At 71.4% G+C, this 22,103-nt stretch carries 26 protein-coding genes and 1 pseudogene; 16 read left to right on the top strand and 11 right to left on the bottom strand.

Annotated features, from left to right (window positions below; translation table 11 throughout):
* Positions 1–178: 178 nt before the first annotated feature.
* Positions 179–1,135: pseudogene (locus ABZS42_RS14965) on the bottom strand (LLM class F420-dependent oxidoreductase); the annotation flags it as partial.
* Between the two features lie 115 nt (positions 1,136–1,250).
* On the opposite strand from ABZS42_RS14965, the gene ABZS42_RS14960 reads away from it, so the two are divergent.
* Positions 1,251–2,108, top strand: coding sequence for a DUF1028 domain-containing protein (locus ABZS42_RS14960; RefSeq protein ID WP_355145432.1), 858 nt, complete (start codon positions 1,251–1,253; stop codon positions 2,106–2,108).
* A gap of 120 nt (positions 2,109–2,228) precedes the next feature.
* Here the strand turns inward: ABZS42_RS14960 and ABZS42_RS14955 are convergent, their stop codons facing one another.
* Positions 2,229–2,840 (bottom strand): class I SAM-dependent methyltransferase, encoded by a 612-nt coding sequence (locus tag ABZS42_RS14955; protein WP_355145430.1) that lies wholly within the window; start codon positions 2,838–2,840, stop codon positions 2,229–2,231.
* 244 nt (positions 2,841–3,084) lie between these two features.
* Between ABZS42_RS14955 and ABZS42_RS14950 the strand changes: the two genes are divergently transcribed.
* Positions 3,085–3,699 (top strand): RNA polymerase sigma factor, encoded by a 615-nt coding sequence (locus ABZS42_RS14950; protein ID WP_355145428.1) that lies wholly within the window; start codon positions 3,085–3,087, stop codon positions 3,697–3,699.
* Complete coding sequence (locus ABZS42_RS14945; protein WP_355145426.1) at positions 3,692–4,606, top strand: CU044_5270 family protein; 915 nt, start codon at positions 3,692–3,694, stop codon at positions 4,604–4,606. The genes ABZS42_RS14950 and ABZS42_RS14945 overlap by 8 nt, the downstream gene beginning before the upstream one ends.
* Before the next feature lie 120 nt (positions 4,607–4,726).
* Here the strand turns inward: ABZS42_RS14945 and ABZS42_RS14940 are convergent, their stop codons facing one another.
* Together ABZS42_RS14940 and ABZS42_RS14935 are read right to left on the bottom strand one after the other, a co-directional pair.
* Positions 4,727–6,910 carry a hypothetical protein gene (locus ABZS42_RS14940; RefSeq protein WP_355145424.1) on the bottom strand — a complete coding sequence of 728 codons (2,184 nt, stop codon included), beginning with the start codon at positions 6,908–6,910 and terminating at the stop codon, positions 4,727–4,729.
* Entirely contained in the window at positions 6,871–8,112 is a 1,242-nt protein-coding gene (locus tag ABZS42_RS14935; RefSeq protein WP_355145422.1) for a transposase, read from the bottom strand. The genes ABZS42_RS14940 and ABZS42_RS14935 overlap by 40 nt, the downstream gene beginning before the upstream one ends.
* Positions 8,113–8,128: 16 nt before the next feature.
* Here ABZS42_RS14935 and tnpA point away from each other — a divergent pair, with 16 nt between their 5' ends.
* On the top strand, positions 8,129–8,545 hold the full coding sequence (tnpA, locus tag ABZS42_RS14930) for an IS200/IS605 family transposase (protein WP_355145421.1): 417 nt from the start codon (positions 8,129–8,131) through the stop codon (positions 8,543–8,545).
* 39 nt (positions 8,546–8,584) lie between these two features.
* On the opposite strand, the gene ABZS42_RS14925 is transcribed toward tnpA, so the two are convergent.
* From ABZS42_RS14925 to ABZS42_RS14915, 3 genes are all read right to left on the bottom strand, one after another.
* The gene (locus tag ABZS42_RS14925) at positions 8,585–8,884 is read right to left on the bottom strand and encodes a S8 family serine peptidase (protein WP_355145419.1); all 300 of its coding nucleotides are present in this window, start codon (positions 8,882–8,884) and stop codon (positions 8,585–8,587) included.
* A 133-nt stretch (positions 8,885–9,017) separates the two neighbouring features.
* Positions 9,018–9,680 (bottom strand): response regulator transcription factor, encoded by a 663-nt coding sequence (locus tag ABZS42_RS14920; protein WP_355145418.1) that lies wholly within the window; start codon positions 9,678–9,680, stop codon positions 9,018–9,020.
* Between the two features lie 85 nt (positions 9,681–9,765).
* Complete coding sequence (locus ABZS42_RS14915; protein WP_355145416.1) at positions 9,766–10,896, bottom strand: sensor histidine kinase; 1,131 nt, start codon at positions 10,894–10,896, stop codon at positions 9,766–9,768.
* A gap of 143 nt (positions 10,897–11,039) precedes the next feature.
* On the opposite strand from ABZS42_RS14915, the gene ABZS42_RS14910 reads away from it, so the two are divergent.
* The 4 genes from ABZS42_RS14910 to ABZS42_RS14895 all read left to right on the top strand — a co-directional run bounded on the left by ABZS42_RS14910 (position 11,040) and on the right by ABZS42_RS14895 (position 14,229).
* Positions 11,040–11,777: a carboxymuconolactone decarboxylase family protein gene (locus ABZS42_RS14910; RefSeq protein WP_355145414.1), complete on the top strand. Its 738-nt coding sequence runs from the start codon at positions 11,040–11,042 to the stop codon at positions 11,775–11,777.
* A gap of 75 nt (positions 11,778–11,852) precedes the next feature.
* Positions 11,853–12,029 carry a hypothetical protein gene (locus tag ABZS42_RS14905; RefSeq protein ID WP_355145413.1) on the top strand — a complete coding sequence of 59 codons (177 nt, stop codon included), beginning with the start codon at positions 11,853–11,855 and terminating at the stop codon, positions 12,027–12,029.
* Between the two features lie 11 nt (positions 12,030–12,040).
* On the top strand, positions 12,041–12,493 hold the full coding sequence (locus ABZS42_RS14900; RefSeq protein WP_355145411.1) for a DUF6220 domain-containing protein: 453 nt from the start codon (positions 12,041–12,043) through the stop codon (positions 12,491–12,493).
* Positions 12,490–14,229 carry a multicopper oxidase family protein gene (locus ABZS42_RS14895; RefSeq protein WP_355145409.1) on the top strand — a complete coding sequence of 580 codons (1,740 nt, stop codon included), beginning with the start codon at positions 12,490–12,492 and terminating at the stop codon, positions 14,227–14,229. The genes ABZS42_RS14900 and ABZS42_RS14895 overlap by 4 nt, the downstream gene beginning before the upstream one ends.
* A 184-nt stretch (positions 14,230–14,413) precedes the next feature.
* Here ABZS42_RS14895 and ABZS42_RS14890 read toward each other — a convergent pair whose 3' ends face one another.
* Positions 14,414–14,782: a cyclic-phosphate processing receiver domain-containing protein gene (locus tag ABZS42_RS14890; protein ID WP_355145407.1), complete on the bottom strand. Its 369-nt coding sequence runs from the start codon at positions 14,780–14,782 to the stop codon at positions 14,414–14,416.
* 149 nt (positions 14,783–14,931) lie between these two features.
* Here ABZS42_RS14890 and ABZS42_RS14885 point away from each other — a divergent pair, with 149 nt between their 5' ends.
* The gene (locus tag ABZS42_RS14885) at positions 14,932–15,228 is read left to right on the top strand and encodes a hypothetical protein (RefSeq protein WP_355145405.1); all 297 of its coding nucleotides are present in this window, start codon (positions 14,932–14,934) and stop codon (positions 15,226–15,228) included.
* An 18-nt stretch (positions 15,229–15,246) separates the two neighbouring features.
* Here the strand turns inward: ABZS42_RS14885 and ABZS42_RS14880 are convergent, their stop codons facing one another.
* Complete coding sequence (locus ABZS42_RS14880; protein WP_355145403.1) at positions 15,247–16,494, bottom strand: MFS transporter; 1,248 nt, start codon at positions 16,492–16,494, stop codon at positions 15,247–15,249.
* A 122-nt stretch (positions 16,495–16,616) separates the two neighbouring features.
* Between ABZS42_RS14880 and ABZS42_RS14875 the strand changes: the two genes are divergently transcribed.
* The 4 genes from ABZS42_RS14875 (at position 16,617) to ABZS42_RS14860 (ending at position 19,394) form a co-directional block, all read left to right on the top strand.
* Positions 16,617–17,585: a LysR family transcriptional regulator gene (locus ABZS42_RS14875; protein ID WP_355145401.1), complete on the top strand. Its 969-nt coding sequence runs from the start codon at positions 16,617–16,619 to the stop codon at positions 17,583–17,585.
* A gap of 204 nt (positions 17,586–17,789) precedes the next feature.
* Positions 17,790–18,344, top strand: coding sequence for a DUF1062 domain-containing protein (locus ABZS42_RS14870; RefSeq protein WP_355145399.1), 555 nt, complete (start codon positions 17,790–17,792; stop codon positions 18,342–18,344).
* Between the two features lie 115 nt (positions 18,345–18,459).
* Positions 18,460–18,774, top strand: coding sequence for a hypothetical protein (locus ABZS42_RS14865; RefSeq protein WP_355145397.1), 315 nt, complete (start codon positions 18,460–18,462; stop codon positions 18,772–18,774).
* 80 nt (positions 18,775–18,854) lie between these two features.
* The gene (locus ABZS42_RS14860; RefSeq protein ID WP_355145395.1) at positions 18,855–19,394 is read left to right on the top strand and encodes a DUF4240 domain-containing protein; all 540 of its coding nucleotides are present in this window, start codon (positions 18,855–18,857) and stop codon (positions 19,392–19,394) included.
* A 30-nt stretch (positions 19,395–19,424) separates the two neighbouring features.
* Here the strand turns inward: ABZS42_RS14860 and ABZS42_RS14855 are convergent, their stop codons facing one another.
* Entirely contained in the window at positions 19,425–19,775 is a 351-nt protein-coding gene (locus ABZS42_RS14855) for an antibiotic biosynthesis monooxygenase (protein ID WP_355145393.1), read from the bottom strand.
* 137 nt (positions 19,776–19,912) lie between these two features.
* Between ABZS42_RS14855 and ABZS42_RS14850 the strand changes: the two genes are divergently transcribed.
* The 3 genes from ABZS42_RS14850 to ABZS42_RS14840 all read left to right on the top strand — a co-directional run bounded on the left by ABZS42_RS14850 (position 19,913) and on the right by ABZS42_RS14840 (position 21,515).
* Positions 19,913–20,407: a GNAT family N-acetyltransferase gene (locus tag ABZS42_RS14850; RefSeq protein ID WP_355145391.1), complete on the top strand. Its 495-nt coding sequence runs from the start codon at positions 19,913–19,915 to the stop codon at positions 20,405–20,407.
* A complete protein-coding gene (locus tag ABZS42_RS14845) occupies positions 20,394–20,531 on the top strand; it encodes a hypothetical protein (RefSeq protein ID WP_355145389.1) in 138 nt (45 codons plus the stop codon). The genes ABZS42_RS14850 and ABZS42_RS14845 overlap by 14 nt, the downstream gene beginning before the upstream one ends.
* A 78-nt stretch (positions 20,532–20,609) precedes the next feature.
* Positions 20,610–21,515, top strand: a complete 906-nt coding sequence (locus ABZS42_RS14840; protein ID WP_355145387.1) for a hypothetical protein — start codon at positions 20,610–20,612, stop codon at positions 21,513–21,515.
* A 96-nt stretch (positions 21,516–21,611) separates the two neighbouring features.
* Here ABZS42_RS14840 and ABZS42_RS14835 read toward each other — a convergent pair whose 3' ends face one another.
* Positions 21,612–22,052: an OsmC family protein gene (locus tag ABZS42_RS14835; protein ID WP_076473637.1), complete on the bottom strand. Its 441-nt coding sequence runs from the start codon at positions 22,050–22,052 to the stop codon at positions 21,612–21,614.
* Positions 22,053–22,103 lie beyond the last annotated feature (51 nt).

Here is a 22,103-nt window from a genome sequence, read left to right as displayed (position 1 = left end):
CGCCGGACCGGGAACCCGAGCCGGACATCGAGGTCGATGCGGACGTCGGACCGGCAATCACGACCGGACCATCGGCCGGGCCGACGGCCTCGGCTGGGGCGCCGGACGACGAGGGAGCGGGCGCTGCCGCGCCGGCCGCCTCCGCTGGGGCGGAGGCCGGGGGCGCGAGCGCTGCCGGGCCGAGCCGGGCGATGAGCTCGGCCAGCGCCGCCGGCCCACCGGACGCCAGTTCGGGCGTCGGCAGCACCGCGAGTACGGGCACGTCGACGCCGGCGTCGACGTACCGCTGCACCTGCTGGCGGACCTGCTCGGGAGAGCCGTGCAGCACGAGCGCGTCGACCAGTTCGTCCGGCACCGCGGCCAGCGCGCCGCGCCGGTCGCCGTCCGCCCAGGCCTTCCACATTGGCCCGAGTACGTCCTCCCGTCCGAGCCAGCGGTGGAACGCGGCGTACGCGGGGACGGTGAGATAGCTGGTGGTCAGCCGGCGGCCGATCTTGCGGGCGTGGTCAGCGTCCTCGGTGGGGCAGACGAAGATCCGGGCGGTGACCTCGAAACCCGGCCGGGGCGAGCCCAGCTCGGCCAGGGCACGGGGCACGTCGTCGGCGGCCAGCCAGTTGAGGATCACCCCGTCGGCTTCCGCGCCGGCCAGCCGGAGCATGCCGGGACGCAGCGCGGCCAGCACGAGCCGCGGTGGTACGGCGGGTGGACGTTCCAGGGTGAACCGGCGCACGGTGAAGGTGTCGAAGGCGCCGTCCACCGTCTGGCCGGCCAGCGCGGCGCGCAGGAAGCGCAGCACGTCCCGGGTGCGCCGGTACGGCTCGGTGAACGGCACCGCGTTCCAGTCCTGCACGACCACCGGTGAGGAGGATCCGATACCGAGGGCGAGGCGGCCGGGCGCGAGTTCGGCGAGCGCGGCGGCGCTCATCGCGAGCAGCCCGGGGCCTCTGGTGAAGGTGGGCACCACGGCGGTGCCCAGCCGCAGGCGGGGCTGCCAGACGGCGGCGAGTGTCAGCGGGGTGAACGCGTCGGTCCCCGCCACCTCGGAGGACCAGACGTCGGTGAAGCCGGCCCGTTCGAGGGCCGCGTAGACCGCGGCGTGGTCGGCGAGCGGAACTCCGGTCAACGGTACCGTCATGCCCCATCGCTTCGTCATCGGTCGATACTGCCCGGTAACCGGGCGCCGGAGCAAGATCCGAGATCCATCCGCGTACGCCGATGGCAGGTCCGGCGCGGCGCGTTAGTCTCTGCGGGTGACCTTCTCGATCGTCGCCCGTTCCGATGACGGCCAGCTGCACGGTGTCGCCGTGGCCAGCAAGTTCCTCGCCGCCGGCGCGCTCGTCCCGGCCGCCGAGGCCGACGTCGGCGCGCTGGCCACGCAGGCCAGCGCCAACCTCGCCTACCGCCCGCAGGGGCTGACCATGCTGCGCACCGGGGTGGCCGCCGCCGACGTGGTGGCCGGTCTGGTCGCCGCGGACGCCGAGCGGGACCATCGCCAGCTCGGGGTGGTGGCCGCGACCGGCCCGGGGGCCACGTTCACCGGCGCGAAGTGCCACGACTGGGCCGGCGGTCAGGCCGGGGACGGCTGGGCCGCGCAGGGGAACATCCTCGCCGGTCCGCAGGTCATCGATGCGATGCGGGACGCCTGGCTGGGCGGTTCGGCGCTGGGGTTCGCGGAGCGGCTGGTCGCCGCGTTGCGCGCGGGTGACGGTGCCGGGGGTGACCGGCGTGGCCGGCAGAGCGCCGGGCTGCTCGTGGTGCGGGCCGGCGGCGGGTACGGCGGCAACAGTGACATCGTGGTGGATCTGCGGGTCGACGACCACCCCGATCCGGTGACCGAGCTCGACCGGCTGCTCGCGGTGCACACCCTGCTGTTCACCCGGCCTGACCCGGCGACCCTACTCGACCTCAGCGGCGCGGTGGCCGCCGAGGTCGGCGCGTTGCTGGCCGCGCTCGGTCACCCGGTCGGCGATCCGGAGGAGGCGCTGGCCTCGTGGGCCGGGATGGAGAACCTGGAGGAGCGGCTGGTTCCGGGGCGCATCGACCCGGTCGTGCTGGAGCACCTGCGCCGGGCCGCCCCGCACGTGCCCGCGCCCCGCACCGGGGCCTGACCCGCGCTGTTCCGAGTTGGCCGGCCGGCCCAGTGGCCGGCCGGTCGGCCGCCCCGGTTCCGCCATCGTCTGGCGGCGCTCCGAGGCGAGCCGGCGGCGCTCCGGGGCGGGCCGGCGGCTTCACCGCGTCAGCGTGCCCGTGACACAGCTGAGCACCCGCCCCTGCCCGGCGGGCTCGATCGTGGTGGTCGTGGCGAAGCCGTGCGTGGCGAGCAGCTGCTCGGTGGCGGAGACGTTCGCGGCGGTCGGCCGCTCGCCGAACACGTAGAGCCGGCCCTGCGGGGCGAGCAGGTGCCGCAAACGATCCATCTGCGGCGTCGCGGCACCCAGCCAGAACAGGCTGACGTTGACCGCGAAGATCTTGGTGAAGTGGCCGGGCGGGAAGTCGACCGACTCCAACTCCGCCCGTCGGATCTCGGCGCGGCCGGAGCTGATGTGGATCTCGTTGCGCTGAGCCGCGAGCCGGACCATCGTCGCCGAGCGGTCGATGGCGACGATCCGCCCGCTCGTGAGCCGGTCCGCGACCAGAAAGACCGCCGTTCCCCGGCCGCAGCCGATCTCCAGCACCTGGTCATCGGGGTCGATCGCCAACGTCTCCACCACCCACCGTTGCCGGTGGGAGACTCCTCGGGCCTGCTCGGCCCGGACGGGCACCGTCGGCTGCGTCGACCGCCGCGCTCGCGGGGCGAGCTCACCCACGTCCGGGCGCCCGGCCGGCTCGCGGCAGCTCACGGGGTCGCTCCCCCGCGTGTCGGGCAGCCATCAGCGCGGATACGGCCGATCGCCATGGAGCCCACCGGCGCGATGCTACCCGCCCGACTGCGGGCAGACCCCCTGCGTGGAATCGCGCACACCCACGCCCGGCTCGGGACGCCGACCAGACCGACCGGGTAACCGGTTCGGTTCACCGTGAACCCTCCGCCGGCGTTCTGCTGATAACAGCGTGAACCCTCTCCGCGCCCAGGAAAGGCCGCGTATGAATCGAACATCCCACGGCAGGGTCGTCGCCGAAGCGGAGGACGACGCGACAATCATCGGGAAGTCCGCGCTGGAGCCCGAACAATTCGCCGCCATCTTCGACAGGCACGCTCCCTATATCCACCGGTACCTGGCCCGACGGCTGGGCCGGGCGGTCGCCGACGATCTCGTGGCCGAGACGTTCCTGGTCGCGTTCCGCAAACGGCAGCAGTACGACCCGCAGCGCCGCGACGCCCGGCCCTGGCTGTACGGGATCGCCACCAACCTCGTCGGCCAGCAGCGGCGGGACGAGTTGCGCGAGTACCGCCTCCGGCGAGTGCTCAGCGTGGAACGGGACGAGGCGTCCCACGCCGACCAGGTCGCCGCCGACGTGACGGCCCAGGCACTTCACCGGCTGCTGGCCGAGGCGCTGGCCGAGTTGTCCCCCGGCGACCGCGACGTGCTGCTCCTGATCGCGTGGGAGGAGCTGACCTACGAGGAGGTGGCGGCGGCCCTGGCGATTCCGGTCGGCACCGTCCGGTCCCGGCTGAACCGAGCACGCAAGAAGGTACGTAATGCGCTGGGCGAGACCAACCCCAGCACGGTATCCGAGGAGAGTCCCAGCAATGGATGACCTGCAACTGGTCCAGGAGCTGAGGCGAGACACGCCTCTCCTGGAGTCCGACGGGCTCGCGCCCGCCCGCGCCCGGCTCACCGCCGCGATGGATGCGGAGCGGATCGACGGGGAACGCTCACGACGCTCGGTGCGACACCGCCGCCCGGTACGACGTCTCATGGTGGCCGGCTGGGCGACGGCCGGCGTCGCCGCCGCCATCGCTGCCGTGCTCGTCCTGGCCCCAGACAAGATCGGTGGCCAGGTCCCGGCGGCCAATGCGGAGGCGGCCCAGGTCCTGAACAACGCGGCGACTGCGGCGCTGAGGCTTCCGGACGTCGAGCCGCGCCCGGACCAGTTCATCTACACGAAGACCCGGTCCGGTGGCTCGACCCAGGAGACCTGGCTGTCGGTGGACGGAACCCGCGACGGGCTGGGCCGGGAGACCCCCGCCGACGACCTGGAAAGCTTCCCCATCCCCGGCTGTCGTGACGGCCGGGCCGCCACGACGAAGGGCGGCCGGATGGACCCGGAGCAGACCGAGCCGTGCACGCCGGCGCCGGCGTACCTGCCTGACCTGCCGACCGACCCTGACGCGATGCTCGGCTACCTGAACGACAACCACAGCGGCGAGTCGGGCGATCCGAACGCCATGGGCAAGGACGTCTATGAGCTGATCGCGAGGAAGTACCTTCGACCCCAGGCGCGGGCCGCGCTCTACCAGGCTGCGGCCAAGATCCCGGGGCTCCGGGCGGTGCCGGACGTGAAGGACGGCGCGGGGAGGCCGGGCATCGGCATCACCTGGTCGTCGGAGGGGAAGAGCGGCGTGCTCGTCTTCGACGCGAGCACCTACGCCTTCCTCGGCATGGCCGAGACCGAGGCCACGGTGCAGGTCGCCGTCGTGGATGAGGCGGGCCAGCGACCCTGACCTCGGCTACGGCCGTCGGCAGAGCGGGCCCACCCGCCCGCGGTCCCGGCCCGGACCGTACGCGCCGGCGGACCCGACGCGGGGAGGACGGGGACCGACCGGTCCCCGTCCTCCGCGCCGTCACCGCAGGCCGAAGGCCCGGGTGATGCTCTGGTCGACGCTGTTACCTCGCGCGTCCCGGGCGGTGGCCCGCAGCGTGACGAACCGCGCGTTGCGCGGCGCGTCGAGCCGGGCGCGCCAGCCGTCGCCGCTGCGCTGCAGCTTGGCGTGGTGCCAGGTGGCCCCGTCGTCGTACGACAGGTCGACCGTCACCGTACCGATGGCGGACGCCTCGGTCGCCGTCGGCAGGTGCAGTGCGGTGACGGTGAGGTCGGCGTTGCGTTTCGCCTTCCCGTCCACGTCGGTGTCGACGGCGTAGTCGAGCTGGATCAGGGACGGGTTCCACACCGAGCTGACCGCGCCGGAGGTGAAGCCCCACTCCGTCCGGGTGGCGGTGGAGTACGGCCCGCCCCAGGCGTCCCGCCGGTTCTCGGACACGAGCCGGTACGGCAGCGGCTCCCGGCTGAGCTTGGCGCTGCTCAACATCGGCCGGTACCGGTCGGTCTCGCCGACGAGCGTGTCGCCCTGATAGAGCCGCAGGACGTTGTCGACGGCAAAGTTGCCGGAGGTGTAACCCTCGTGTGCGGTACCCGAGTCGCCCCAGCCGGGGATGACCGCGGTGATCCCGTCGCCGTCCTCCCGGAAGACGGTGTAGGTCGTGAGCAGGCGGGGCCGCTGCACGGGACCGAACCAGCGCTCTTCCTGCACCGAGCCGGCCCGGTAGGCGGTCGGTGCCGCCTGCTGGTTCTGCTCGTCAGGGATCGTGACGTTCGTGGTCCACTGCGTGCCGGCGGTGACCCAGTCGGTGCGCTCGCCACGCGCGGGGACCTCGTGGAAGTCGATGCCGGTGGACGATCCCGATGCGGCGATGCTGGACCGCGCCTCCAACGCCCGCCCGGGACGCCAGTTCCGCAGGGACATGTCGACCCGGGCCAGGTCACGCGCGCCGACCCGGTAGACGAGGTCGGCCGGAACGGCACCGGCGTAGTCGTGGTCCAGGTCGTAGACGTACTCGGTGTCCGGGCGGGAGGTGACGTCGAGCCGGACCCGCCGGTCGCGCCCGATCCGGGCGATCAGCTGTTCGCCCTCGTCCCGGGTGAGGGTGGCCACGGTGACCGGCGGCGGGTCCTGCGGTACCCACACCGAGCCCGGCCACGGGGTGAGGCGCCCGGCACCGTCGTTCACCACGAGCAGCAGACGGGCACCGGCGGACGCCGCCGCGGCGGCCTGCTCCGCCAGGGGTACGGAGTCGTTGCGGCGCACCACGACGGCCTTGCCCCGCGCGTTCAGCTCGGCGTACCCGTCGCTGCCGCCGTCACCGGCGAACACGGTGTCGAGGTGGTGCCCGCCCCGGGGCAGCGGCGTCGCGGCATGACGCACTCGCAGGTCGTCGTAGGCGCGACCGCCGGCGGTCACCGTCAGCGCCGGCTGCGCCAGCCGCCACCGGCTGTTGAGGAAGAACTGGCCCTTCGTGACCTTCTGGTCGGTGGGCAGCATCCAGACGCTGTCGTACTCGGCGTCCGGGTACCACGCGGAGATCCACGGGTTGCCGCCGAAGTCGCGGAACACCTCGAAGCGGGAACCGTCCACGGTCGAGGGTTGCGGGGTGTCCACCGTGACCCGGTGTGCCTTGGTGGCGTCGAAGACGACGGTGCGGTCCTGGTCGAGCGTGATCTCGGGCACCGGCAGCAGGCCGAACCCGCGCGAGTGGGGCCCGTTGACGCCCTCGAGGTCGGTCTTGAGCCACGCCGCGTAGGTGCCCGGCCGAAGCCGCAGCTCCAGGCTGCCGGTCTGGTCGATCTGCCGCTCCAGGACGGTGTTGTCCTGCCCGAGCAGGACGAGATCACCGCCGGTCGGCTTGCCGCTGCGGTCCTTGGCCTGGAGGGTGAGGCGGTGGCGTACGCCCTCCCGGCCGACGGCCAGCGAGGTGCGGGCGCGGACCGCGCCGGTGCTGTCGGTCGCGGTGAGGAAGCCGGAGAACGGCTGGTCGGCCGGCACCCGGTCGAACTGCGTGGACACGGTCACCGAAGCGACACCGTGTGCCGGGACGGTGATCTGCCTGGCCGACAGGGTGAACAGGTCCTCGGTGACACCGGCGACGGTCGCGGCGAGGTCGAGGGTGACGGAGGCGTTGCCGGCGAGGTTGGTTTGACATCCTCTCCGCCCTAAAGGACGGAGATTCCCTCCACGCTGCGTGTGGAACACGCGGCGTCTGGGTGGGTTACCGCTTCTCTGCGCGCTGCCGGCACGGATGCCGGTCTTACGTGCGCTCCACGGTCGTTTGAGTTGTCCGCCTGCCCGGCGGCCAACACGTTAATGGCGGCGTTGACGTCCCGGTCGTGGGCTACTCCACAGGGACAGTCCCACGACCGGACGTTGAGCGTCATCTTCTCGCTGATGCGGCCGCATGCCGAGCACATCCGGGTGGATGGGAAGAACCGGTGCACCCGGGCGAACGTGCGCCCGTAACGTGCCGCCTTGTACTCCAGCATCGCGGTGAAGCTGGCCCACCCGGCGTCGTGCACCGATTTGGCGAGCCGGGTCCGGCCGAGACCGGCAACGCACAGATCCTCGACGTACACCGCTTGGCTGTCGCGGATGATCCGTGTCGAGAGCTTGTGCTGCCAGTCCCGCCGGGCGTCAGCCACCCGCGCATGGGCGCAAGCGACCTTCACGACGGCCTTCTTGCGCCTGTTCGAGCCCTTCTGCTTGCGCGCGAGGGCCTGCTGCAACCGCTTGAGCTTGCGCGCGGCGCGACGCAGGAACTTCGGCGCCGTGATCTTCGTGCCGTCCGAGAGCACCGCGAAGTGCGTCAGCCCCAGGTCGATGCCGACCTCCGAGTCCGACTCGGGCAGCGCCTGGTCCGTGATCTGGACGACGAACGAGGCGAAGTACCTGCCGGCCGCGTCCTTGATGATCGCCACGGACGACGGGTCCGACGGCAAAGATCGGGACCATCGCACGTTCAGGTCGCCGACCTTCGGCACACGCAGACGGCCGTTGTCGAGGACCTTGAACCGGGCGTTCCTGGTGAAGCGGATGGCCTGCCGGTTGTCCCTGCGCGACCGGAACCGGGGCGGGGCGACCTTGCGCCCCTTGCGCTTGCCCGAGACCGAGGCGAAGAAGTTGCGGTACGCGGTGTTCAGATCCGCGAGGGCCTGCTGCAACACGACTGAGGACACCTCACCCAGCCACGCCCGTTGCGGGGTCGTCTTGGCCTGCGTGATGACCCGCTTGGACAACTCCGCGTCCGAGACGTACTTCTCACCCGCCTCGCGTGCCTGCTGACGCAGACGCAGCCCGTCGTTGAACACCACGCGGGCGCACCCGAACGCCTGCGCCAGCGCGGTGCGCTGGGCGGTGTCCGGGTAGACCCGGTAGTTGTAACGGAGCTGCACGATCGCCACAGTATCATGTTGGTCTATGGCTGAACTTCAAGACATACGCACCGGCGGACACTGCGTTTTCGCGATGCACGTCCACTTGGTCTTCGTCACGAAGCTCCGGCACCACGTGTTCACCGACCGGCACCTGACCCGAATGGAGGCGATCATGCGGGACGTGTGCGCCGACTTCGAAACTCAGCTGGTCGAGTTCAACGGCGAGAACAACCACGTGCACCTGCTGGTCAACTACCCGCCCAAAGTCGCCGTCGCCCGGCTGGTCAACAGCCTCAAAGGCGTCTCCTCGCGCCGCCTACGGCAGGAGTTCCCCGACCTCGCGCGCCACTACTACCGGGCCAACAAACTATGGTCAGGCTCGTACTTCGCAGGCTCCGCCGGCGGCGCACCACTGAACGCCGTAAAACAGTACATCGAGCAACAGAACCATCCCGGTTAAGGCACTGCCCGGGCCTCGCGGCCCTCCCCGCGCGGGCCTTCACCCCCGGCCTGAAGGCCAGAGCACCGGCCCGCATTCCGGTAGCGGACCTCCCGCTCGACCGGGCCTTCTTGGGCGGTTGGGCCAGTCCGGGTACCCGAAGTCGGCGCTGGCGGTGGCGAAGACGGTGGCGGCCGTGGCCGCGGCGAGGTCCAGCCGGCGGTTGCCGCCCTGGAACGGGGTGACCCCCACGGTCGGCTTGGTGGCGCTCATCAGAGCTTCCTTGAGCTGCTGTCCGGTGAAGTCCGGGTGTTCGGCGGCCAGCAGCGCGGCGGCGCCCGCGACGTGCGGAGTGGCCATCGACGCTCCGTGTTGTGGATCAGTCGATCCCGTCGCCCGGCACCGTCGCATCACGGTGGCGCGGGGGGAACGCCGGGCAGCGGGGCAGGACCTTGCCGCCCCACCGCCTTGGTCCCCACAGGACGATCTGTCGTCACCGGCGACGCGGCGTGATCAGGCCCGACTCGTACGCCCAGACGACCAGCTGCGCACGGTCGCGGCAGTGCAGTTTCGTCATCGCCCGGTTGACGTGTGTCTTCGCGGTCAACGGGCTGATCACCATGCGTTCGGCGATCTCGTCGTTGCTCAGCCCACGGGCGACCAGCTCGACGATCTCCTGCTCGCGGGCGGTCAGCACGCCGCGTCCGGCCGTCGGGTCGGCCGGCGGCGGGCCGGCGACGAACTCTCTGACGAGGGTACGGGTCACCGCCGGGGCGAGCAGCGCGTCACCGCGAGCCACCACGGCGACCGCCTGAAGCAGGTCGGCGGGATCGGCGTCCTTGAGCAGGAACCCGCTGGCGCCCGCGCGGAGCGCGGCGAACACGTAGGAGTCGAGCCCGTAGTTGGTGAGGATCAGCACGCGGACCGCGGCGAGTTCGGGATCGACGGCGATACGCCGGGTGGCTTCGATGCCGTCGGTTCCCGGCATCTGCACGTCCATCAGCACGACGTCGGGCCGCAGGCGTCGCGACAGTTGGACCGCCGAAGCGCCGTCGCTGGCCTCACCGACCACCTCCAGGTCGTCCTCGGCGTCGAGCAACGCCCGGAATCCGGCCCGCATCAGCGCCTGGTCGTCGGCGAGCAGCACCCGGATCATGCGGGCTCCCCTTGCGGAGCGAAGCCGACAGGATCCGTGGCGGTCCGAGCCGACCGGACCGCACGGACCGCACGCCAACGCCCGGTCATGCCGGGGCGTCCAGCGGGATGGTGGCCCGTACCGCGAACCCGCCGTCGTCGCGGGCGGCCGTGTGCAGCGTGCCGCCCAGGTCGATGACCCGTTCCCGCATGCCACGCAGGCCCACCCCCGGTGACACCGGCCGGGCCGGTGTGGCCTGGCCGTCATCGGTCACCGAGACGGTCAGCTGCGCCGAGGCGTACTCGATGTGGATCTCGGCGGTGGCGGTGCCGGCGTGGCGGGCCACATTGGTGAGGGCCTCCTGGACGATGCGGTAGCCGGCCTGGTCGACCTCGGCGGGCAGGTTCCGGGGCTGACCGGTGACGGTCAACTGCACGGGTACCCCGGATGCCCGGGTCCGCTCGGCGAGTTCACCCAGCCGGGCCAATCCGACGCCGTTGCCGTCGGAGGGTGCGCGCAGGACGTCCAACGTCCCGCGCAGTTCCCGCATGGCGGCACCGCTGGCCTCCTGGATCGCCAGCAGCGCGGCCGGCGGTTCCTCGCCGTGTTTGCGGGCCAGGTGCACGGCGATCCCGGCCTGCACCTTGATCACGGAGATGTTGTGGGTCAGCGAGTCGTGCAGGTCCCGGGCGATGCGCAGCCGCTCCTCCCCGGCGCGGCGCAACGCCATCTCCTCACGGGTCCGTTCGGCCTCGATCGCCCGCTGCTCGACCTGTTCCAGGTACGCCCGGCGGTGGCGCGCCACGAGCCCGGCGATGTTGGCCGCCACGAACCAGCCCAACAGCAGCGAGGTCCGCTCGGCGATCAGCTGGGCGGGCCGATCGGCGGGCGCGACCGAGATGTCGCGGGCCAGGAAGCCGACGAGGAAGACGACGCTTGCCAGGGCGGAGGTCAGCCGGTGTCCCTGCCAGGCGGCGACGTAGACCGCGCCGAGGACGGGAAACGCGGCGGAGACCCCGGGGTGCACCCGGGCGTGGAGGGCCAGCATGGCGGCCGTCACCGCGAACAACGCCACCACCGGGTACCGCCGGCACACCGCCAGGGCCGCCGCCATGGCCAGGATCAGGACGACGTCGACCGCGTGCACCGGCCCGGCGTCCGGCGCGAGCACGGAGTTGCCGAGCAGGAGCACACCGAGGGCGAGGCCACTGAGGATGTACGGCAGGTCGCGACGCATGAGCGCACTGTAGAACGCCCGCCGCCAGGAAACATCCCACGTTCGTGGTAGCTGCGGCGTACTGCGGACGCGGTACCGGCGGCCGGGCAAGTGCCTGCGGCGGCACGACGTTTTCCCGGCCCGCCGAGACGAGCATCGAGCCCATGACATACCGCTTCTTCACGCCGGTACCGGCGAAGGCGGCGACCGGTCTCACCGCGGAGGTCTACCGGCAGCTGCGCGACGAGTTCCTCGGGCCGGTGCCCACCTTCCAGGCGCTGTCCGCCGTGCCGGAGGTGATGGCCGCGACGTGGGCGCTGATGCGCGAGACCCTGCTCGCCGGGGACACGTCCCGGGTCGACCGCGAGCTCGTCGCGTCGGTGGTGTCGCGGGCCAACCGCTGCCGGTTCTGCGTCGACGCCCACGTGATGCTGCTGCACGCGCTCGGCGAGCACGAGCTGGCCGAGGTCGTCGCCCGGGGCGGAACACCACCCGAGCCGAGGCACGCCGCGCTCGCCGCCTGGGCCGAGGCCAGCCGCACCCCCGAAGCCGCCGACTGGGCCAGCCCGTACCGCCCCGAAGTCACCGGCACGGCGCTCGCCTTCCACTTCATCAACCGGATCGTCTCGGCGCTGCTCGACCCGGATCTGCTCCCCGGCGGCCTGCAACGTTCCCCGATGGTGCGATCGGTCGGGGGCCGGCTCTACGCCAGGACGGCGCGGGAGCCGAAGGAGCCCGGCCGCAGCCTCCCGCTGCTCGGCACCGCTACGACGGTGGCACCGGCCTGGGCCGGGGACGGCCCCGTCGGCGTCGCGTACGCGTCGCTGCGGAACGCCGCCACGCGAGGCGGGGACCTGCTGGGCGAGCTGGCACGCCGGACCGTCACGGCCACCGTGCGATGAAAGGACGGGCGGCACCCGGCCCGGCCCGCGGAGTGGGCCGCCGACCTGATCCGGGACCTGCCCGGCACGGACCGCGTGGGGACGCGGATCGCCCTGCTGGCCGCGTTCGCACCCAACGCGATCCGTGAGGGCGACGTCGCCCTCTGGCGGCTGTCCCATCCGGACGACGCCGACCTCGTGCGGCTGGTCGCCTACGGCGCGATCACGGCCACCGACCACGTCGCCCAGACCCTGTCCCCGGCTCAGCTCTAGGAGGTCAACAAATGCGCAAGGCCCTGGTCGTCGTCAGCATGCTGCTGCTCGTCGCGTTCGCCCTGCAGTTCGTCTTCGCCGCCGTGGGCGCGTTCACGAAACCTGCGAATGACGGCGCGTACAGCCTGCACAGCCTCAACGGGATGGCGGTCATCCCCGTGCTCACCCTGCTCACCATCCTGCTCGCCGTGCTCGCGAAGGCGCCGGGCCGACTCATCGGACTGGCGGTCCTGCCGCTCGGCCTCGTCGTCCTGCAGGCGCTGCTCGCCATGTTCGCGAACGCCTTCACCGACGCCGCGGGCGCCAGCACCCCGGTCGGCCTGACCATCGCCGGGCTGCACGCGGTCAACGGAATCGTCGCCGTACACGTGGTGGTAGGCGTCCACCGGGGAGCGCGCGAGCTGGCCAACCCGGCCCCGGCCGTCCCCGAGAGCGTGCCCGTCCGGGAAGGGGAGCCGGCATGACCAGCGGCTCGCTGATCGCGGCCGACCTGGTCATCGCGGTCCTCGCCGCCGCCGGGTGGCTGGGCGGCGGCGCCACTGCGGCCGCCCGGCGGCGCCCGCTCGCGCTGGGACTCGCCACCTTCGCGCTGGTCGCCAGCCTCGCCCGGGCGATCACCATCGTCGCGCTGGCCCGCGCCGGCTGGTGGTTCGCCGCGGAAAAGGTCCTCATCGCCGCCCCGCTGTCGCTCGCGGCGGTGGTCGTCGCCGGGCCGCGGCTGCTGCGGGCCCCGAGCGACATCCGGGCCGTCGCGGTCCCGCTCCTCTTCGCCGGGTACGCCGAGAGCAGCGCCCTGCTCGTGACGGTCCTGCACGGCTACCCGGCGTCGGCAGGCGCGGGACTGCTCGCCGTCGCCGCAGTCGCCGCGGCGACCGCGGTTACCTGGCGCGTTCTGGGTCCGCGTCCGTCGGGCACGGTGTCCCGCACGGTCCTCGCGGTGGGGGTCGCGGCGCTGGTGACCGGGACCGGGCTCGCCGTCGCCCCGAACCCGGCTTCCGGCGTACCCCACGATCACGACTATCGGGACACCCGGACCGTGGGCGAACCGACCCGGCGGGTCACCCTGACGGCCGGGACCGCCACGGTGAACGTGAGCGGCCGTGCCGTCGCGGCGTGGGCGTTCAACGGGCAGGTTCCCGGGCCGGAGCTGACCGCCACCGTCGGCGACGTCCTTGAGGTGACCCTGCGCAACCGGGACATCGAGCGGGGTGTGACCCTGCACTGGCACGGGTACGACGTGCCGAACAGCCAGGACGGGGTGCCCGGCATCACCCAGGAGGCGGTGCTGCCCGGTCAGGAGTTCGTCTACCGGTTCACCGCCGACCAGGTCGGCACGTACTGGTACCACACGCATTCGGTGTCCGACGTCGGCGTGCGGATGGGGCTCTACGGCGTCCTGGTGGTACGCCCGGCACCGGCGACCGGTGTCGACGTCACGGTGCCCGTGCACACGCTGGCGGGTCTCCCGCTGCCCGTGCCGACGACGGAGCCGATCGAGGCGGGCACGCCGGTTCGGCTGCGGCTGATCAACACCGACAGCACCACGCACCGGTACGCCCTGGCCGGCACCTCGTTCCGGGTCGCCGCGATCGACGGGTACGACCTGCACGGACCGACGCCGCTCGTGGACACCGCCGTGCTGATCCCGGCCGGGGGCCGCTACGACCTGGTGTTCACCGCGCCCGCCACCCCGGTGGCGCTGTTCGTCGACGGCCGGGCGGTCTACTCGACCGGACCGGTGTCGACGGCGACCGGCGGATGGCCCGTGCTGGATCCGCTCAGCTACGGCGCCCGCTCCCCGGCCCCGTTCTCCCGGTTCGACAAGAGCTTCGACCTCGTCCTCGATCGGGGCCTCGACCTGCACGGGCTGCTCCCCCGGTACGCCCACACCGTCAACGGCGCGGCCGACCCCGACATCCCGCCCCAGGTCGTACGCCTCGACGACGTCGTCAAGTTCACCATCGTCAACCGGTCACTGGTGGTGCACCCGTGGCATCTGCACGGCCATCACGTCCTGGTGCTCTCCCGCGACGGTAAACCGGCGAGCGGCAGCCCGCTGTGGCTCGACTCGTTCGACGTACGCCCCGGCGAGGTCTGGGAGGTGGCGTTCCGCGCCGACAACCCCGGGGTGTGGGCCAACCACTGCCACAACCTGCCGCACGCCGACGCCGGAATGATGACGCACCTGATGTACGAATGACGCCTTGCCGCGGACCCGGCGTGCGCGGCGCAGGACCTGGTCCGGAAGCAGGCCGACGTCGGTGAGCTGAACACCGCTGCCGGGCGGAGACTCGGGGACCTGTCCGGCAGCGGCCGACGCCGATCGTCCTGAACAACCGGGACGCGTGAGGCTCCCGCGCGCTGGGCCGATGGACGACCGGCCGCTAACCGGCGCCGGCCCGATAGCCGACCCGCGCCGATCCCGCCACGGAACGTACGTGGTACCCCCAACGGCGCAACGCCTGCATGACCCTCGCAGCTCCGGCAGGATTCGCCGAGTGGACGAACACCACGCCGATATCGAACGGTTGCTCCTCGAACGCGGCCCGCTCCAGCACCTCGACAACCGGCCAGATCGTGTCGTCCCCACCGAGGTCGTGGTCCAACCACAGCTCGTCCAGCCGCTGTCCGCGACGGCTCTCCAACGCCTCAATGCCGGCTGCGCTCGTGCGCGCCACCTGCGCCTTCCGTCCATCGGCGAACGAACGCAAGTCGTCAACCAGGATGATTCGCGGCTTCTTCTCGGTGGCCACGGGCCCATCCTTCGCCCTGCCCCTCAGCGCCGCCACAACTATTGCGGCCCAGCACGGATACCCCGGAAGTTGCCGCAGTAGCTAAGGTCGCCCCCATGGTTGATCATCACGGCGGCAACTGGACGTTGCACCGGCGCACCGACGGCCGAGTGCTCGCTGACCTCGTCGTGATCGACGGCGACTTCCCGTGGCTGAACGCTCGTGTCGACCCGAGGGAAGAACTCGCCGAGGTCAGGCCGCTCTTCGCGGAAGAACTGCGGCTACTTGATCGCATCGATGAGGACGTCGAGTCATGGGAGCGTGCGTACGAGGCAGTCCGGAACGCCGTGACGCTCCGATGCCCAGACGGTAGCGATGTCGCCGAATTCCTCCTTCACATCGACGGCAACGAGGCGTGGTGGCGGTGGAGTGACGAGCCGTTCGACGAGGACGCCCTGCCGGGCTGAGCGGGACGTTGCGGCGCGTCACGCGACCCGGACGACTTCGGCCGAGCCGACGGGATCGGGGGCGGACAACTGTCTCCGGTTGGGCAGCAGCAGCGGGGTGGCGAGCAGGAGGACGCCGGACATGGTGATCGCGGCCAGCGGGCTGGTGAGCGTGGCGAGAATGCCCCAGACCACCATCAGGGCGGCCTGCAGGAGTTTGCCGGCGGCACTCCAGGTGCTCAGGACCTGGGCGGTGAAATTCGCAGGAGTCCGTTGCAGGCGTTCCGTCGCGTAGATCGGGTTGAACACGCCCATGCAGGTGATCAGCAGACCCTCGACGACGATCACGGTGAGTAGCCCGGAGATGCCGGGACGGACGAACGCGAGACCGAGTGGGAAGAGCGACCGCAGCCAGCCGAAGACGGCCATGATCCGGTACCGGCCGTAGCGGGTCACGAGACGCGCGGAGAGGCGGGCGCCCACGAACCCGCCGAGTGCCGGGATGCCGAAGGCGAGACCGTACTGCCAGGCCGGAAAGTGGTACTGGCCCAGCAGGAGGACGGCCAGGAGCGGGGCGGTGGCCATGATCAGGCCGCCGACCAGGATCGAGTTGAGGAACAGGCGCCTCAGGGCGTGGTCGCGGACGATGAACCGCCAGCCGCCGAGCAGGTCGCCTCGGCGCAACCCGGGGGCGAGGTCGCGCGGTGCCGCGACGTCGCCGCCACGGATGCGGAGGACCCCGAGCGCGGAGAGCAGGTAGCTGAAGGCGTCGGCCATGACGGTGGCGACCGGGCCGAGCAACCCGACGAGCGCACCACCGAGGGGCGGGCCCGCCGCGGTCGCCACCCAGCTCGTGCCCTCGAATCTTCCGCTCGCGACGAGGAGGTGATCGCCACGGACGAGATACTTCAGGTACGCGCCGGAGGCGGCGCTGAAGGCGATGCTCGCGGCCCCGGAGACGACCGACACAACCAGCAGTTGACCGTACGAGAGCAGGCCGAGCACGTACGCGATCGGGACACTCGCCATCGCGACGAACCGGACCAGGTCCATCGCGATCATCACCGGCCGCTTCGCCCGGTGCTCGACCCACGGCCCGAGGGAGTACGCGACGACCGCGGCGACGGCGAGCCCGACCGCCTCCAGGAGCGACACGGCGAATGCCGGCGCGTGCAGCACGTCGACCGCGATCAGCGGGAACGCGCCGAAGGCGAGCCAGGTGCCGTAGGTACTGACGGCGTAGGCCGACCACAGCCGATCGAAATCGCGTCCCAACCGCACGCGCATGCGACCCCCTCGCGACAACAGACGTTCGGGACGCTGCATGACACCGGCCGCGCCGCGCCTGGAGCAAACAACCGGCTCCGGGCGAGTCACAACCATCGGTTGTGTGTGCTTATGCTGGGTCAATGGATACCGAGGCGGTGCGATCGTTCGTCCGCGCCGCCGAGCTCGGACAGTTGCAACGCGCGGCCGACGAACTCGGCGTGACGCAACAGGCCGTCTCGAAGCGGATCGCGAGCCTCGAACGCGAACTCGACGTCCGCCTGTTCACCCGCACCGCCCGAGGGGTCGAACTGACCCTCGACGGGCAAGCCTTCCTGCCGCACGCCCGGAACATCATCGCCGGCGTCGATCGCGCCATCACCGCGATCAAGCCGGGCTCACGGGCCCTTCGGATCGACGTGCTCGGCCTGCGCTCCGCGCAGGCAGTCGTCCTGCACGACTACTGGCGGTCACATCCGGAGATCGACCTCGACGTGGTGACTCTCCGGGTCAACGACCCGCGCGTGGCGGTCGCCGCCGTCCAGGCGGGCGACGTCGACGCCTCGTTCCGCTCGGTCACCGACCCGGCCACCCTGCCGCGCGACGTGCAGATGATCCACGCGTTCGATTCCCCGCTGGAGCTTCTGGTCGGCCCGCGGCACCCGCTCGCCTCCGCACGAACGCTGACACCGTCCCAGCTGCGCCGGCACCGGATCTGGGTGCCGGGGATCGCGCCGCGAAGCGAATGGGCGGAGTTCTACGATCAGCTCGCCACCGACTTCGACCTCCGCATCGACGCCGCGGGCCCGAACTTCGGCAACGAGGTGCTCCTCGACATCCTGGCGGACTCCGCGGACGTGGCAACCCTCGTGGGCTCGCGCGACCGGTACGTCTGGCCGGCGAACCACGACCTGCGCCGCATCCCGATCGTGAACCCGACGCTCGCGTACCCGCTCTCGCTCATCCTGCGCCGAGAAAATCCGCACCCGGGGCTCCGGGCGATCACCGACCACTTAGGACGCCTGTCTCCGCCTCCCACGCCCACCTGGCGCCCATCCTGGGCGACGACACCACGACACAGCGGCGAAGACCTCGACCGCACCCGACGCTGACAGTCGAGATCGACACCGGGGCTCGAAAAGTCGATGGCGCAGCGCCGCCGTGCGTCGCTAGCGTGCTGCCGGATCGAGTCGTCTAGCCGAGGACATGCCGTTGTACACCCTGTGAGACCTCCCGAGCGCTGATTTGTCGCGCGTCGCGCATCTGCGCCGCGCTCCTTCTTGCTGCGGACTTCTCACTGAAACCGGTGTGCTTCTGTGCTCAACAACTGGATGGTCGTACCCACCTGCCTGCCGCTCGTTCGCCGCCGCTGCCATACGTGCGCGTCCGAGCATTTCCGGGCAAGCGGCAAATTTCGCGTCAACGCCAACCACAAACTCCTCGACGCCTGGCTCCTCGTCCTCTGTACCGGCTGCGGGGAAACCGCGAAGCTCACGATCCTGGAGCGGATGAACGTGCGCTCCATACGACCGGAGCTGCTGGACCGACTGCATGACAACGACCCTGGCCTGACGGCCGAGCTGCTCCAGGATCCGATCCTGCAGCGCCGTAACCGCATCGCCCTCGACTGGGACAACGCCTGGCGCCTCGGCACCGGCGGATCGGATCACCTGGACCGCGAGGTGATCGACGTCTCGGTCCGCTTCGTGGCGCGGATCCCTGTCCGGCCGGTGCGACTGATCGCAGAAGGTTGCGGTCTTTCGCGGACGGAGGTCGAAAGACTGATCACGGCGGGGAGACTCGTCTCGACAGTCCGGTTGAGCGGCAAGCTCTCCGGCGACTTCACCTTCACGCTCAAGCGCCACAGCTAGGCCCCGATCGGGACCCGGGGCCTGTCCGGCATGATCCCGCCGGACAGGCCCCGGCCGAGCGCAGCCGGTTCGAGTCGGAGACCCGAACCGCCAGGAGGTACGCGACGATGAGCCCGTGGACGAACAGCCCGCCTTCTCCGAGCCGTGGTGGGACCTACGCCAAGGCGGCTCCGTCGAACGCGAACAACGTGAGGGGCTACGCGCCGAACTTCTCACCGAGGTCACGGACGACCATCCCTTGCACGGCCAGCCCATCGTCGTCGTCGCCAGGTCGGAGGCCTCCGACCACATCGTCGTCCACCTTCCGCCTACGCGCTGGGCTCGAGTCCACCTCACCTGGAAACGCGGGGCCGAAACACCCCCGTGGCCGCTCACCGAGTTCTACGACACGGTGGAGGACCTCGAACGAGGGCTGACCGAGTCAGACTGAAATGCCGCCGGCGGCGCCTCATCGGCCTACCGGCACGCGATCCTGTGATTCCTGTCGGTACCGACGGCTACATTGCCGCCGTGACCACGACCGTTGACCCTGTCGGCGCGATGCCGACCGCCGCCGACGAAGCGCGCCTCTGGGCCCTGATCGAGTCGGCGTGGGCGTTGCTCGGCCCCGAGCCGGCCGCGCTGCGCCGGGCGTTGCTCGACCGCGACCCGGACGTCGAGGACGACGAGCTGTACGCCATCGACGACTGGCTCGACCGGTTCCTCGCCAACCTTCGCGCCCTCGCCGCCGACCTGTCGAGCCCGGAGCTGACCGACCTCGACCGGGTGGTCGAGCGGAAGTTGTACGACATCGACCGGGCCGACATCCACGAGGTGACCGACGGCTCGGACGACGGGTTCCTCCACGCCCGGGGGTTCATCGTGGCGCTCGGCGAGCAGTTCTACGAGGCGGTCAAGGCCGATCCGGCCGTGGCCGTGCTGGAGGCCGAATGCGAGTCGCTGTGCTATCTCTTCGCGCATTTGCACGAGGAGCGGTTCGGCAGTTGGCCGGAGACCGGTTCCGGGATCTCCCGCGGGTCGGTGAGCAACAAGGCCGGCTGGCCCGACTGAGCACTGACGCCGCCTGCTTGACCGTCCCCGTCAGTGTTCGGCGTCAAGCGAGGAGGATTCGGGGCCGTATTCCCGCTCCACTGTGGCTACCCGGACGCGGTAGTCCGCGTACCAGACGTCGCGGCCTCGGCGCTGGGCGACCATGTGCGCGGCGACCTGCTTCCAGCCCTGCGCCGCCGCGTGGTCCGCCCAGTACGACACGGTGATCCCGACGCCCTCACGGGCCGACTCGATGCCGAGGAATCCGGGCTGCTCGCGGGCCAGGGCGTCCATCGACGCGGACATCACGGCGTACCCGTTGTCGCCGGGGGTGCGGACCGACGTGAAGATGACCGCGACGTACGGCGGTTCCGGCGTCTGCGCGAAGGGATGGCTCGACATGGGCGCCAGCATGGCACGCCGGGCGGTAACCGGGGTGCGGTGTCGGGACGGCGGCCGGTAACCGGGGTGCGACGCTGGGACGGCGGGCGCGAGAATGCGTTGTGCTGATCGACCATTGGCCCCTGGTTGGGCTACGCGTGCGGACCGACCGCCTGGAGTTGCGGCTCCCGACCGACGACGAGCTCGCCGAGCTGGCCGAACTGGCCGCGCGCGGCGTCCACCGGCCCGATGAGCGGCCCTTCCTGACCCCGTGGACGGACCTGCCGCCACGGGAGTTGGCGCGCAGGGTGGTGCAGTGGCAGTGGCGGGCCCGCGGAGAGTGGACGCCACAGAGTTGGAGCCTGCAACTGGCGGTCTTCGAGCACGACCGGCCGGTGGGTGTGCAGCAGATGTCCGGCCGTGACTTCGCCGTGCTCCGTGAGGTGAAGAGCGCGTCCTGGCTCGGCCTGGAACATCACGGGCGGGGCATCGGGCGGGAGATGCGGGCGGCGATGCTGCATCTGGCGTTCGCGGGGCTCGACGCCGAGTACGCGGTGACCGAGTCCTTCGCCGACAACCCCGCCCCGCTGGCGATCTCGAAGAGGCTGGGCTATCAGCCCGGATGGGATCAGCCGGGACGTGCTGCACGATGAGGTGCGGGTCTCGCAGCGGTTGCGGCTCGGCCGGCCGGACTGGGCGGCGAGCGACCGGCCCGCCGTCACCGTCGAGGGTCTCGACTCGTGCCGGGAACTGTTCGGGCTGGCGTCCACCGCCTGACGCGTGGAGCGGTCGTCGCCGACCCCGCCCTACGGTGCCCGCCGCGATGGCAGTGCAATCACCTGGTAGAACCGGCGCATGGATCAGTTGATCGACCCGTTGGCCGGGCTGGATGAGGTCCCGTGGGAGTCGCTGCACCACGCGTACGGGCCGGCCGTCGACGTACCGGACCAGTTGCGGGCGTTGCGCTCTGCGGAGGCGCCGGTCCGGCGCGGTGCGTTGTCCGAGCTGTTCGGCAACGTCTACCACCAGGGCACGCGGTGGGGGGCGAGCTGCCAGGTGGTGCCGTTCCTGGCGGCGCTCGCCGACGACCCGGCCACCCCGGACCGGGCGGCGGTGGTCGACCTGCTGCGTTTGGTGGTGCTCGGGGACCGACGCGACGACGAGCTGCCGTTCGATCCGCAACGGGCCTTCGCCGCCGCAGAAGGCGTCACGGACGAGCAGTCGGTGCTGGTGGAACGGCATCTGGAGGCCGAGGACCTGTTCGACCACGAGGAGGTCGCGGAACTGGCCGACGCCGTGGTGGTTCGCTGGGAGGCCGACGCCTTCCAGGCCGGTGGCCAGCACACCGACCGGTACGTCCGCTGGCTCACCGACCCGGACCCGCTGCTGGCCGCGTACGCCGCCGAGCTTCTCGCCTGGTTCGCACCCGACGAGGCCGCGCTTACCGGACTCGTCGCCGTCTCGGACGAGGAGTTCCGGGCGGCGGCCCGGGCGAGCGCCAACCTGACCCTCGGCCACTGCCCGGTCAATTCGCAGCGGATCGACGCCTGCCTCCGCGAGCTGCTGTCCGGGGCCGTGCCGGTCGTCCGGGTCACAGCGGCGGTGGGGCTGGCGTACCGGCTCGGCGATCGGCTACCCGACCGGGCCCTCGACGTCCTCACCGACGCCCGAGGCTCGGACTTCGACGCCGACGTGGCCGGCTGGGACCGATCGGTACGCGGGTTCGTAGCGCTCGCGTTGCACCGGCTCGGTCTGGGCTAACGAGGGCGGAGACGGCTTCACGCTTCGCGGCCCTGGCGCCGCCCCGTCACCGAGGTCGCGGATCGGGCCCGTGCATGCAGGCTGAGACCGGAGACCTCAGTCGCTGCTGGTGCCGGCCGCCTCGACGATCGAAACCGGGGTGCCGAGTTCGACGGTACGGGAGACGGTGCAGAGCCGGTCGTGCGACTGCTGCAGCGATCGGGGCAGCGCCTCGCGCGCCTTGTCGCCGTCCGCGCCCTCCGGGAACGCCACGGTGAACTCGACGGTGAGGTTCTCCATCCGGTTTCCGCTCTCGTCCCGGATCTTGTCGCCGGTGACCTTGACGGCGAACCGGGTCGGCTCGGCGCGGCGGCTGGTGATGTGATCCACGTCGATCGAGGTGCAGCCGCCGATGGCCGCCAGGAGCAGTTCCACCGGGGTGAAGCTGCCCTCCTCGCCCGAGCCCATCGACAACGATCCGCCGCGGGCGTTCCGGACGACGTACTTTCCCAAGCTGGTGCGCTCGATCTCGACCGAGCGGAAGGTGTCCTCACTCATGACAGGCACGCTACCCAGGCTTCTGTGCCGCCGGGCCACCGACCTGGCCGG

Source organism: Micromonospora sp. NPDC005367, from assembly GCF_040606825.1.
Classification (GTDB): Bacteria; Actinomycetota; Actinomycetes; order Mycobacteriales; family Micromonosporaceae; genus Micromonospora.
Note: the sequence above shows the minus strand (reverse complement) of the source record. Positions and strands in the feature narration are given on the sequence as shown.